Here is an 11,898-nt window from a genome sequence, read left to right on the forward strand (position 1 = left end):
TAGGTTCAGAATGCCGCCCGATGAAACGGGCGGCATTTCTGTTGGCGGCGATGCTCGCGCTGCTTGGCGGCGCCTGGGCACTCGACCGTGCCCTGCCGCCGCCGATGGCCCGCTTCGAGAACCTGGCCCGCGAGGTGACGGCGCGCGACGGGCGGCTGCTCTCCGTTCTGCCCGCTCCGGGCGGCGTGTGGCGCCTGCGGACGCGGCCCGAGGATGTCCCGCCGCATCTTCTTTCCCTGCTCATTGCCGCCGAGGATGCGCGCTTCGACTGGCACCCGGGCGTGGATCCGCTCGCGCTCACGCGCGCGGCGTTCCAGTGGATCCGTGCGGGCCGCGTCGTCTCCGGCGGCTCGACGCTATCCATGCAGGCGGCGCGGTTGCTCGAGCCGCGACCGCGCACCCTCCGCAGCAAGCTCATCGAGATCGCCCGCGCGCTTCAGCTCGAGTGGCGCTATGGCAAGCGCGGCGTTCAGGAGATCTGGCTGACCCTGGCGCCGCAGGGCGGCAACCTCGAAGGGCTGCGCGCCGGATCCTTCGCCTGGTTCGGCCGGCCACCCTCCGCGCTCGATACGAGCGAGAGCGCCCTGCTGGTCGCGCTCGCGCGCAGGCCCGAGGCGCTCCGGCCCGACCGGCATCCCGATGCCGCTCGTCGCGCGCGCGACGCCGTGCTGCTGCGCCGTGCGCCCGATATCGCCACCGGAGCCGAGATCGCCCTGGCGGGCGAGGTTCCCGCGCGCCGCCGGCCCATGCCGCGCCTCGCGCCGCATTTCGCGCGGGAGCGCCGCGAGGGGCCGACCACCATCGACCTCGACCTTCAGCGCGGGGTGGAATCCCTGGCGCGGGAGACGTTGCGCCGCCTGCCGGAGCGCGTCTCCCTCGCGCTGATGGTGATGGACCTCTCCTCGCGCGAGACGCGGGCGATCGTGGGCGGGGACTGGATGAACCCGTCGCGCGCGGGCGCGCTCGATCTCACGCGGGCCATTCGATCGCCCGGCTCGACGTTGAAACCGCTCATCTACGCGCTGGCCTTCGAGGCGGGCATCGTCACGCCGGATACGGTGCTGGAAGACGTGCCGCGCCGCTTCGGCGACTACGCGCCCGAGAACTTCGACCGCGAGTTCCAGGGCCGCCTCCGCATAGCCGACGCGCTGCGCCTCAGCTTGAACCAGCCGGCCGTGGCGCTGCTCAACGGGCTGGGGCCGCTGCGGCTCTCCAGTGCGATGAAGGCCGGCGGCGTGGTGCCGCGGCTGCCGCCGGGTGCGGAACCGGCCCTGCCGTTGGCGCTGGGTGGCGTCGGCGTCACGTTGCGCGAGATGGTGGGGCTCTACGCCATGCTGGGGAATGGCGGCCGCGCCGCCGGCGCGGGACAGGCGGTGGTGGAGCCGCGTGCCGCCAGGCTCGCCACCTCGATCCTCGTGCAGCGCTTTCCGGGTGGCGGGCCCGAAGGTATCGCCTGGAAAACGGGGACGAGCTGGGGCGGCCGCGACGCATGGGCCTTGGGCATGGACCAGCGCCATGTGGCGGGCGTCTGGCTCGGGCGCCCGGACGGGACGCCCATGCCGGGAGCCACAGGCGCGCAGCTCGCCTTGCCGGTTCTGGCTCAGCTTTTCGAACGCCTGCCCCCGGCACCGCGGCCAGCCGCCCCGCAGCGGACACTCGCGACCGGTTCCGGCCCGCCGACCGACGCGCTGCGGCTGCTTTTCCCGCCGCCGCGTTCCACCTTGCCCGAGGCTGGCCGGGTCATCCTCCGCGCCAGCGGTGGCCAACGGCCTCTGACGTTCCTCGTGGACGGCGTGCCGCTCGCCACCGATCCGGCGCGCCGAGAAACGGGCTGGGTACCGCCGGGGCCGGGCTTCTATCGTATCACCGTGCTGGACGCAGCCGGTTCCGCGGCTGGCACCCAGCTGCGCGTCAGGTGATCAGAAGCTTCTGCAAGGCCTCGCGCGCGTAGGGCTTGCGGATTACCGGGTGTTCGGCGAAGCGGCCGAGCATCTTGCTGCCCTCGCCATAGCCTGTCGCGAAGGCGAAGAAGATGCCGCGCCGGTCGAGCTCCTCCGCGATGGGCAGGCTCGTCTCACGTCCGAGATTGAGGTCGAGCAGGACGAAATCCGGGGGATGAGCGTCCAGGTGGTCCAGCGCTTCGCGCACGCGGCTGGCGATGACGACGTCGGGCACGCCGATCTTCCGAAGCATGGCCTGCGCGTCCATGGCGATGATCATGTTGTCCTCGACCACCAGCGCGCTGCGCGGCAGCCCCGACGCCCGCCCGGGAACCGCCGCGGGCTCCGCCGCCGCCGGCTCCGCAGCCACGGCGCCCAGATGAGCGGCCGGAATCACGAAGTGCGCCTGCAGGCCGCTCGGCGCGAAAACGACACGCGCTTCGCCATGCAGATCGAAGGGAATGGCACGCTCCACGAAGCTGCTGCCGAAGCCGCGGCGCGTGGGCTCGCGCACAGGCGGCCCGCCGATTTCCCGCCACTCGAGGCTGAGGCCGCCCCGCTCCAGCTTCCAGCTGATGGAGACGCGCCCGCCCTCGGAGCCGAGCGCGCCATGCTTCGCCGAGTTCGTCGCCAGCTCGTGCACCACCAGCGCCAGTGTCGAGAAAGCCAGCGGCGAGAGGAGCGTATCCGGCCCGTCCAGTTGGATGCGTTCGCCCTCTCGCGTCTCGAAGGCCGCGGTCTCGGCACGCAGCAGGCCGCGAAGCGGTGCAGGGCCCCAATTGTCCCGCGTGATCTGGTCATGCGCGCGGGCAAGGGCATTGATACGGCCCTCCAACTGACGAGCGAATTCCTCGGTCGTCGATTCCGCGGGATTGGCTTGCTTCACCAAGCCCGCGATGAGCGCGAGGATATTGCGGACGCGGTGGTTCAGTTCCGCGATCAGCAGCTTCTGCCGCTCGGAAGCAAGGCGCTGCTGTTCCTCAGCCAGATGCGTCAGTCGCAAGATGACGTCGAGCAGCCCGATCTTCAGCCCCTCGGCAATGCGGCGGTCGAGCGCCGTCCAGGGCGCCGAGCGTCCGCGCACGACTTCCTGCCAGGCTTCGAAGCTCGCGCGAGGCGTCAGACGCGGACCATGCGGGCCGATGGTGACGAGCTTCATCGGCTCACCGCCCCACACCACCGTGCGCGCGTATTCCTTGCGGAAGAAAATCAGGTAGTCGCGCGGCACGGTCGAGAGCGGAAGCATCATCATGCCGGTCGCGCGGTCGGACCAGGAGCTCGCATCCGGATAGAGCCGCGCGATGCTCTCTTCCGCGAGCACGTCGCCGCGGGGTTCGGAGCGGAGGAATTCCAGGAGGCCGTCGAACTCCTCGCGCGCCGGGGTCTCGCCATGCAATGTCACCTCGCCGCCGATGACGAGGGCAATCCCGTCGCTGGCGATGGTCTCGGCGATCTGCGGCAGGGCTTCGCGCACACCGACGGCAGCGTCTTCGCTGCGTGCCACGCGGGTCATGATGGCGTCCTGCACGATGCGGGCGCTGGCCTCGTGCTCCGCCTCCTCGCGCCGTTCGCGGCTGTCGAGGAGGAGGGAAAACATCTGGCCGAAGAGCTCGGCCGCCGTGCGGCGCCTGAAATCGACAAGGCGCGGCGAATAGTGGTGGCAGGCGAACAGTCCCCAGAGCCGCCCTTGCACGATGATGGAGATCGAGAGCGACGCGCTCACGCCCATGTTTCGCAGATATTCCAGATGAATCGGCGAGACGGCGCGCAGCGTGCTGAGCGACATGTCGAGCCCGATCGACGGCTCCTCGCCGGTCTGCGCCATGATGGGCACGGGCGCGGCATTCACATCGGCGATGCTGCGCAGCCAGTTCCGCAGATAGAGCATGCGCGCCTGGCGAGGGATGTCGGCCTCCGGATAGCGCTGGCCCAGGAAGCTGCCGATCGCCGGCCGCGCGGATTCCGCGATGACCTCGCCGGACGCATCCTCGTCGAAGCGATAGACCATGATCCGGTCGTAGCCGAGGATGGATTGCAGGCGCTCGGTCGCGAGGCGGCAGAAAACCTGGAATCCGGCGGCCTGGTCGAAATTCGCCATCAGCAGGCGAAGGTCCTCCGTGACCTCGACCTGGCCACCCGCGCTACGCTCCGCCTCGAGGATCCGCCATGCGCCCGACATGTGCAGCGCCACGTCGAACATGCCCTGGCCCTCGCGCAGGGGCACGTCGAAGAAGCGTTCCCCATTTTCCATGGGCGCCGCCATGCGCGGCAGGATGACGCCGCGTGCCTCGGGCGTCAGAAGCTGGGCAAGCGGGAAGCCCACCACATCCAACAGCTCGACGCCGAGGTAGGTGGGGAGGTTCGCCGAGGCCTGCCGGACGATCCCTTCCTGGTCGATGACGATAAGGATGCCGAAATCCTGAATCTGGCCCGGGCGATGGATAGGCTCCCGGTCACAGTTGGTCAGGTCGACCTTTTCGCGAGGCGTGAAGTTCATGCGCTCTGATGGCTCAAGAACATTTCGAACGCTTGCGAAGCACCGCGGGTTGCCGCCTCCCGCTCCTTTCCTTCCAGGGTATCCAGAATGGGAACGAAGCTCTGGAACAGCTTTTCGCCGCGTCCGTGTCCCAGGAAGGCGCGCGGCAGGCTCTCCGGGAGCGTTTTGAGGAGCATGGCCGCGCCGAGGCGCGAACCCTCCAGCACATAGGCCACGCCGAGAGCCTCGGCACCCGGCGCGATGCGGACGGACTCCGCCTCGGGCACCTGGGCACCCAGCGCGCGAAGGTCTTCGGCCAGGGCGGAGGCCCGGCGCCGCCGGGGCCAATCGGGAAGGATCCCGGCGATTCCAATGCGCTCCAGTGCGGCCTCCAGCGGCGGGATGACCATGGCGTGGACGCGCAGGAACTCCGCGTAGTCCGCGGGCTTGGTGAGGTCGAGGTCGGCGAACCCGTCCTCCACCGCGCGGTGCAGCGGCATGGTCGCCGATCGCAGCGCATCGCGGGCGGTGGTGAGGGAAGGCGCGGGGTTCATCCGATGATCTAATCGCCTGGCATGGATAATACTACCTGCACGACTGCGCCTCGAAGAACTCCCGCGCAAGCTGGATGCGGAAGCGGGTATTGCCGAGCACCGTGGTCAGCCGGGCGACGCTCGCCTCGGAGGGTGCGCTGGCGACGGCGACCGCCGCCTCCTGCGTCATCTCGGCAAGGCGGGGGCAGCCGCAGCGCAGGAATTGTCCGGCCGCGCGCCGGAGGGCGGCGAGGACCGCTTCCCCACGCTCCCGGCCCTCGGTGATGCCGGCGACGGGCTTGGCTGCCTCGCGCTCGGCGGAGCGGAGCAGGTCCCAGCCCTCGCTGAACCCGCAATTCGACCGGGGGATGCCTTGGCCCATGAGCATGGGCGCCAGGGCGAGCAGGATCAGGAGACGCCGCATCGTGCGAGGGCCTCCTGCATATGGGGCGGGATGGGCGCGGTGGCGGCGCGCGGCGGGTCCAGCGGCAGGACCAGCGTTCGGGCCAGGAGGTGGAGCCTCCCCTCGCCGCCGCCATAGAAGCCGTCGCCCAGGATCGGGCAGCCCAGATGCGACATGTGCAGCCGGAGCTGATGCGTGCGCCCGGTACGCGGCGTGAGCTCGACGGCCGTGAGCGCGCCGTCCCTGCCCATGACGCGCCATTCCGTGCGGGACGGAAGGCCGGTGGGGTCCACGAACATCCGCCAGCCGGCTTCCTTCGAGCTGCGCTTGAGCAGAGGGGCCTCGCAGACGCCCTCGTCGGAAGGGGGCGGCGCGGTCAGCACCGCCCAGTAGGTCTTCTGGGTACGGCCCTCGGCGAAGAGCCGGTTCAAGGCCACGATCGCCGGTTTGGTGCGGCCGAACGCCAGGCATCCCGCCGTGTCCATGTCGAGCCTGTGCGCCGGCTGCGGCAGGTGCCGCTTCCCCTGCTGCAGGGCCGGCAGCCAGTCGGACAGGCTGGGGCCGCCGCGCGGTCCGGGATGCACGGCGAGCCCGGCAGGCTTGTTCAGGATGAGCACCTCATTGTCCTGAAACAGAATGCGGGCCCGCAGATCCTCGGGCAGCATGACACCCTGTTCAGAAGGAGGTTCCCGGTGGCGGAGTTTCGGCTGCACTGCTTTCCCGAGTCCGGCGGCTGCTACAAGGTCGCGCTGATGCTTGCCCTTTCCGGAGCGGATTGGGAGGGCATCTGGGTGGACTATTTCCGCGGCGGTGGCGAGACCCGAACGCCGGAATGGAAGAAACGCGTCAGCGTGATGGGTGAGGTCCCGGTGCTGGAGAGCGACGGCCGCAGCCGCACGCAGTCCGGCGTCATCCTGACCTACCTCTCCCAGAAGCTCGGCCGTTTCCAGGGCGCGGACCGGGAGGAGGAGCTGCGCTGGATCCTCTTCGACAACCACAAGTTCACCAGCTACCTCGCCACATGGCGCTTCCTGCTGGGCTGGGTGAAGGACCCCGACCCGGCCGTGGTCGCCTTCTTCCGCACGCGGGTGGAAAACGCCTTCCGCGTGGTGGAGGCGCAGCTGGAAGGCCGCGACTTCCTGCTGGGCGCCGAGCCCTGCATCGCCGACATCTCCCTGCAGGGCTACCTCCATTACCCGCGCGAGGAATGGCCGCTCGACATGTCGGCCTATCCCCGCATCGAGGCCTGGATCGGCCGTTTCCGCGCTATGCCCGGCTACAAGCCGGCCTATGAGCTGCTGCCCGGGGCGAGGACAGCCTACGCGGCGTGAGCACGGATTCCTTGACTCCGGCGCGCCGGATGCCCTCGCATGACGGGGTAAACCGGCGGAAAAGCCGGGTGTCAGGGAGGTACAGGATGGGCATGCAGACCCGTCGCGCGGCGCTCGGAATGGGCGCTGCGCTGGGCATGACCGCCGGCGCTCGCGCACAGGGCGCTTGGCCGCAGGGCTCCACGCGCTTCATCGGCATCTTTCCGCCCGGCGGCGGCACCGACATCCTCTCGCGCATCTGGTGCCAGAAAATGGGCGAGATCACGCAGCAATCCTTCGTGGTGGAGAACCGCGCAGGGTCGGCCGGGAATGTGGGCACCGAGGCGATCGCCCGCGCGGCGCCGGATGGGCGGACCATCGGCCTGGGCAGCGTCGCGCCGCTGGCCATCGCGCCGACGCTCTACAGCCGCCTGCCCTTCGACGTGACGCGCGACTTCACCTACATCGCGGGGCTCTGGCAGCTGCCGAACATGCTGGTGGTGCATAATGACGTGCCGGCGCGTACGGTGCCGGAGCTCATCGCGCTGCTGAAGGCCAATCCGGGGCGCTACACCTTCGCCTCCTCCGGTTCGGGCACGACCGTCCATCTCTCGGGCGAGATGTTCAAGGTGATGGCGGGCGTGGACATGCTGCACGTGCCCTATCGCGGCGGCGCGCCGGCGCATATCGACCTGCTCGCCGGCCGCGTGCACATGATCTTCGACAACATCCCCCAGGCGCTGGCCGAGGCGCGCGAGGGCAAGGTACGCGCCCTGGCCGTCACCGGCGCGCGGCGCAGCCCGCAGGCCCCGGACATCCCGGCCATGGCGGAATTCATCCCGGGCTTCGAGATCACCTCCTGGGGCTCGGTGATCGGGCCGGCGGGGATGGCGCCGGCCGTGGTGGACCGCATCTCGCAACTGGCGAAGCGCGCGCTGGAACTGCCGGAGACGATCCGCCTTTTCGAGGATAACGGGGCGACGCCCTGGTGGACCTCGCCCGAGAATCTCGCCGCCTTCCGCGTGGCGAACGAAGCGGCCTTCGCGCCGCTGATCCGCGCTTCCGGCGCGAAAGTGGACTAGCCCGGCATCTTGTCGATGAAGCCGATGACGGAGGCGATCTTCCCGCCCTCCATCATCAGCACGTCCGAGCCTTCCACGGGGCCTGCGCCCCAGGAGAAGCGTACGAACTCGCCGAAGCCATCGGCGGGCGTGGTCAGCGCGAAACGGATCCCGGGGAAGCGCGACTGCACGCCGCCGATCAGCGCGTCGATCTCGGCATGGCCCTGGCAGCGTGCGAACGGGTCGGCCAGCTTCGCTCCTTCCGTCCAGGATTTCGCGAGCATGGCCCGGCGGCGGCCGGAATCCGCCTCATTCCACAGGGCCATGTAGTCCTCGGCGACCTGGCTGGCGTCACTCATGGGAACCTCCTTCATCGCACCCGGACGTTTCCGGGCGTGGCGGGAGGATGGGCGGGGCGGGAGGCGCGCGCGATTACTCGGCAGGTAATCGCGGAGCCCCGCGCGGCCCCGGCATAAGCACGGCGTCATTGAAGGAGACGACACCATGCCCGCCTACGCCATCGCCCAGCTTCAGGACGTCCAGCTCGGCCCCGACATCGCGGACTACCTGTTGCGGATCGACGCCACGCTGGAGCCCTTCGGCGGCCGCTTCCTTGTCCACGGGGCGGAGCCAGAGGTGCTGGAGCCCGGATGGCTCGGCCGCATCGTCATCATCGGCTTCCCGGACATGGAGGCCGCCAAGGCCTGGTACGAATCAGAGGCGTACCAGGCGATCCTGCCGCTGCGGACGAGGAACTCGAACTCCACCGCCTTCCTCATCCAGGGCACGAAGGAGGGCTACCGCGCGGCTGATCGCGTGAGTCAGTTCATGCCCTGAGCGCGGCCGCCGTCGCCTCGTCGGCCGGCAGGAAGGCCTCGATGGCGAGTTCGGCGAGGCTGACGTCTCGCGGCGCGCCGAAGACCATGGTGGTGCCGATGAAGCTGAGGACGCCGTTCTGAGTCTTCAGTTGAAGCGGCACAGCCAGGGAGAGTCCCGCATCCTCCGGCGCTTCGGCGCCGTCATGCGGATAGGCCTGCAGCTCCTGCCGCAGGGAGGCGAGCACGGGATCACCGCTCTCGGCGATTTGCCGCGCGAGGCGCGCCAGCAGGTGCTCCCGCCACTCGCCGAGATTGGCGATGCTCGGCGCGAGCCCTTCGGGGTGCAGGCTAAGCCGCAGCACGTTCACCGGCGGCGCCAGCAGCGAGGCATCCACGCCCGCGAGCATCGGCGCCACGCCGGCATTCATGGCCACCAGGTTCCAGTGCCGGTCCACCGCGACCGCCGGAAAGGGCTCGTGGGCCTTCAGCACGCGCTCCACGCCCGAGCGGATGGCGGCGAAATCCGGGTCATCCAGCCCGCGCTCGCGATAGAGCGGCGCATAGCCCGCCGCCAGCAGCAGCGTGTTGCGCTCGCGCAGCGGCACGTCCAGTTGCTCGGCCAGCAGGACCAGCATCTCGCGGCTCGGCTGCGAGCGGCCGGTCTCGAGAAAGCTCAGATGCCGGGCCGAGACACCGGCATCGAGCGCGAGGTCGAGCTGGCTGATGCGCCGCCGCTGCCGCCAGTCGCGCAGCAATTCGCCGACGGCGCGCTCCATTCTACTCGGCGGCGACCGCCGCCGGCGCCGCGACGCGAGGCTGCGCCTTCATCCAGGCGAAGTAGAGCTCGCGCGCCTTCAGGGCGAAGGGCCCCGGCTGCAGGTCGCGACCATTGTAGCGGATGACGGGCTGCACCTTGGCGAAGTTGCCGGTCGAGAAGATCTCGTCCGCGCTTTCCAGCTCTTCCGGCGCCACGCTGCGCTCCTCCACCGTCACGCCCGCCTCACGCAGCAGCTTCATGATGCGCTGGCGCGTGATGCCGTTGAGGAAGGTCTGGTTGGGGGCGGGCGTCACGACGACGCCGTCCTTGGCGAACCAGATGTTGGACGTCGCGAATTCCGCGACATTCCCCACCGCGTCGCAGAGCACCGCATTGTCGGCGCCCTGGCTGCGCGCCCAGCCCGCGGCGCGCTGGCTGTTCGGGTAGAGGCAGGCGGCCTTGGCGCCCGTCGGCGCCATGTCGGGCGTCGGGCGGCGGAAGGGCGTCATCATCGCCGAGAACCCGGTGAAGCCCGGCAGCGGCGCGTCGTAGACCGCGAGCAGGAAATCCGTGCTGTCGGGGTCGGGCTGGGAGGAGCCGATGGCGCGGCGGATGAAGAACATCGGCCGGATATAGACCTCGGCCTCCGGGCCCATGCGGCCCACGGCCTCCCGCGCCAGGGCCTCGATCTCCTCGGCGGTCTTGGTCGGCTTCATGCCCATGGCGAGCGCGGAGCGCACCGCGCGGGCGCAGTGCCGGTCCAGGTCCGGCGCCCAGCCATGGATGCCGCGCGCACCGTCGAAGATCACGGAGCCCTGCCACATCGCGTGATCCATGGGGCCGAGCAGCTTGGGTTCCTCGCTCGACCACGCGCCATCGTACCAGAACAAGCCAGCCATCTCGGGCACTTCCTCGCTGAGTTCAGGCTGCCGAACTTGCCACGGGAGGCAGATCGGCGAAACCCGGCGGCGTTTCGCGCAGCATGTAGTCGCGGCTGAGCGGCAGGGCATCCACCGTCCGGGTGAGCTGCACCTGCCAGTTCATGTGCAGCCCGTGGAGAAAGGCGGCCTCGGACCCCGCCAGATAGAATTCGAACATGCGGCAGAAGCGCTCATCGTGGCGGGCGCGGATCTCCTCGCGGTGCGCGGCGAAACGGCGGCTCCATTCGGCAAGCGTCCTGGCGTAGTGCAGGCGCAGGATCTCGATGTCCGTGATCCAAAGGCCGGATTTCTCCACGGCGGGCACCACCTCCGACAGCGCGGGAGAGTAGCCGCCGGGGAAGATGTAGCGGTTGATCCAAGGGTTGGTGGCCCCCGGCCCGTCGGAGCGGCCGATGCCGTGCACCAGCGCCACCCCATTCTCACGCAAGCTGCGCGAGATCATGCCGAAATAGGCCTGGAAGTGATTGATGCCCACATGCTCCACCATGCCGACGGAGACGATGCGGTCCATCGGCTGGGTCCAGGCGCGGTAGTCCACCAACTCGAACCGCACCTGCTTCTCCAGCCCGGCCTCCTGCGCGCGGGCGCGGGCGATGGCCAGCTGCTCGCGGGAAAGCGTGATGCCGGTGACCTTGGCGCCGTACTCGCGCGCCAGGGTCAGGGCCATGCCGCCCCAGCCGCAGCCGATGTCCAGCACCTCCAGCCCCGGCCGGTCCAGCTGCAGCTTGGCCGCGATGTGCCGCTTCTTGGCAAGCTGCGCTTCCTCCAGCGTCTCGCGGCCTGTCGGGAAATAGGCGCAGGAGTATTGCCGGTCGGCATCCAGGAAGAGGCCATAGACCGCTTCGTCGATGTCGTAGTGGTGCGAGATGCGGCGCCGGGCGAGGCCGGCCGGGTTGATCTGCTTCAGCCGCCGGATGGCCTTGCGCCCCCAGTCGAGGATCCAGGAAAAACCCGGATCGCCCATGAGCGTCTGGTTGAGGCTCAGCACGTTCAGCATGCCGTGCAGGCTGCCAATCGGCTCCAGCTCGCCATCCATGTAAAGCTCGCCGAGGGCCAGGGAAGGGTTGGCGATCATGCGCCGGACGGCGCGTGACGTCTTGAGATGAAGCCCTCCGGCGGGCTCACCGCCCGGGCCGAAGAGTGTTTCAGAACCGTCCGGCATCCGGACAAGGAGCGCGCCCCGTTGGACGAAGCGGCGCAGCATCGCATGCAGCACCCCGAATTCTCCCAACATTCCAATGTCATGTTAGTCGTAAGGCCACGGGATTTCGCAAGTCCAAGGATGAATGCATCCGGTGCATGGCGGTGTTGTGAGCCCCCAGCCTGCGGTCTAGCGTGGCCTCAATAAAACAAAGGGAGGACCGGGAGTGACCATCCATTTCGTCGTTCATGACGAAGGCGATTCCGTGGGAGTCGTGGTCGTTGAAGGGCTTAGCGCCAGCAACCGTATCAACGGCTGGGTCATGGACCAGGACAAGATGATCGAGTTCGACGCGAAGTCGGACATCCCGATCGGCCACAAGCTGGCGATCCGGCCCATCAAGGCCGGAGACACGATCATCAAGTACGGCGTCGATATCGGAAAGGCCGTCGCGGATATCGCGCCCGGCGAGCACCTGCACGTCCACAACGTCAAAACGAAGCGCTGGTAAGGGGGCA

Annotated in this window: 13 protein-coding genes; 5 read left to right on the forward strand and 8 right to left on the reverse strand. The window is 69.2% G+C overall.

Annotation, left to right across the window (positions count from 1 at the left end):
* The first annotated feature begins 50 nt into the window (after positions 1-50).
* Positions 51-1,919, forward strand: a complete 1,869-nt coding sequence (gene pbpC, locus WJM96_RS01190; protein ID WP_424811807.1) for a penicillin-binding protein 1C — start codon at positions 51-53, stop codon at positions 1,917-1,919.
* Here the strand turns inward: pbpC and WJM96_RS01195 are convergent.
* From WJM96_RS01195 to WJM96_RS01210, 4 genes are all read right to left on the reverse strand, one after another.
* The gene (locus tag WJM96_RS01195; RefSeq protein WP_424810586.1) at positions 1,912-4,437 is read right to left on the reverse strand and encodes an HWE histidine kinase domain-containing protein; all 2,526 of its coding nucleotides are present in this window, start codon (positions 4,435-4,437) and stop codon (positions 1,912-1,914) included. The genes pbpC and WJM96_RS01195 overlap by 8 nt on opposite strands.
* Positions 4,434-4,916 (reverse strand): biliverdin-producing heme oxygenase, encoded by a 483-nt coding sequence (locus WJM96_RS01200; RefSeq protein WP_424810587.1) that lies wholly within the window; start codon positions 4,914-4,916, stop codon positions 4,434-4,436. The genes WJM96_RS01195 and WJM96_RS01200 overlap by 4 nt, the downstream gene beginning before the upstream one ends.
* Positions 4,917-5,001: 85 nt before the next feature.
* Positions 5,002-5,373, reverse strand: a complete 372-nt coding sequence (locus tag WJM96_RS01205; RefSeq protein ID WP_424810588.1) for a hypothetical protein — start codon at positions 5,371-5,373, stop codon at positions 5,002-5,004.
* Positions 5,358-6,017, reverse strand: coding sequence for an RluA family pseudouridine synthase (locus WJM96_RS01210; protein ID WP_424810589.1), 660 nt, complete (start codon positions 6,015-6,017; stop codon positions 5,358-5,360). Before WJM96_RS01210 ends, WJM96_RS01205 begins: the two co-directional genes overlap by 16 nt.
* Before the next feature lie 27 nt (positions 6,018-6,044).
* On the opposite strand from WJM96_RS01210, the gene WJM96_RS01215 reads away from it, so the two are divergent.
* Positions 6,045-6,683 carry a glutathione S-transferase family protein gene (locus WJM96_RS01215; protein WP_424810590.1) on the forward strand — a complete coding sequence of 213 codons (639 nt, stop codon included), beginning with the start codon at positions 6,045-6,047 and terminating at the stop codon, positions 6,681-6,683.
* Positions 6,684-6,775: 92 nt separating this feature from the next.
* Complete coding sequence (locus WJM96_RS01220; protein ID WP_424810591.1) at positions 6,776-7,744, forward strand: Bug family tripartite tricarboxylate transporter substrate binding protein; 969 nt, start codon at positions 6,776-6,778, stop codon at positions 7,742-7,744.
* Here WJM96_RS01220 and WJM96_RS01225 read toward each other — a convergent pair.
* On the reverse strand, positions 7,741-8,082 hold the full coding sequence (locus WJM96_RS01225; protein WP_424810592.1) for a nuclear transport factor 2 family protein: 342 nt from the start codon (positions 8,080-8,082) through the stop codon (positions 7,741-7,743). The genes WJM96_RS01220 and WJM96_RS01225 overlap by 4 nt on opposite strands.
* 145 nt (positions 8,083-8,227) lie before the next feature.
* Between WJM96_RS01225 and WJM96_RS01230 the strand changes: the two genes are divergently transcribed.
* Entirely contained in the window at positions 8,228-8,560 is a 333-nt protein-coding gene (locus WJM96_RS01230) for a DUF1330 domain-containing protein (RefSeq protein WP_424810593.1), read from the forward strand.
* Here the strand turns inward: WJM96_RS01230 and WJM96_RS01235 are convergent.
* The 3 genes from WJM96_RS01235 to WJM96_RS01245 are packed head-to-tail and all read right to left on the reverse strand — an operon-like array spanning position 8,550 to position 11,473.
* Positions 8,550-9,317 carry a helix-turn-helix domain-containing protein gene (locus tag WJM96_RS01235; RefSeq protein WP_424810594.1) on the reverse strand — a complete coding sequence of 256 codons (768 nt, stop codon included), beginning with the start codon at positions 9,315-9,317 and terminating at the stop codon, positions 8,550-8,552. The genes WJM96_RS01230 and WJM96_RS01235 overlap by 11 nt on opposite strands.
* Position 9,318: 1 nt before the next feature.
* Positions 9,319-10,197, reverse strand: a complete 879-nt coding sequence (locus tag WJM96_RS01240) for a branched-chain amino acid aminotransferase (RefSeq protein ID WP_424810595.1) — start codon at positions 10,195-10,197, stop codon at positions 9,319-9,321.
* Positions 10,198-10,219: 22 nt separating this feature from the next.
* A complete protein-coding gene (locus WJM96_RS01245; protein ID WP_424810596.1) occupies positions 10,220-11,473 on the reverse strand; it encodes a class I SAM-dependent methyltransferase in 1,254 nt (417 codons plus the stop codon).
* Positions 11,474-11,606: 133 nt separating this feature from the next.
* Here WJM96_RS01245 and WJM96_RS01250 point away from each other — a divergent pair, with 133 nt between their 5' ends.
* Positions 11,607-11,891 carry a UxaA family hydrolase gene (locus WJM96_RS01250; RefSeq protein WP_424810597.1) on the forward strand — a complete coding sequence of 95 codons (285 nt, stop codon included), beginning with the start codon at positions 11,607-11,609 and terminating at the stop codon, positions 11,889-11,891.
* Positions 11,892-11,898: the final 7 nt, after the last annotated feature.

It is taken from the genome of Roseococcus sp. YIM B11640, from assembly GCF_049727625.1.
Classification (GTDB): domain Bacteria; phylum Pseudomonadota; class Alphaproteobacteria; order Acetobacterales; family Acetobacteraceae; genus Roseococcus.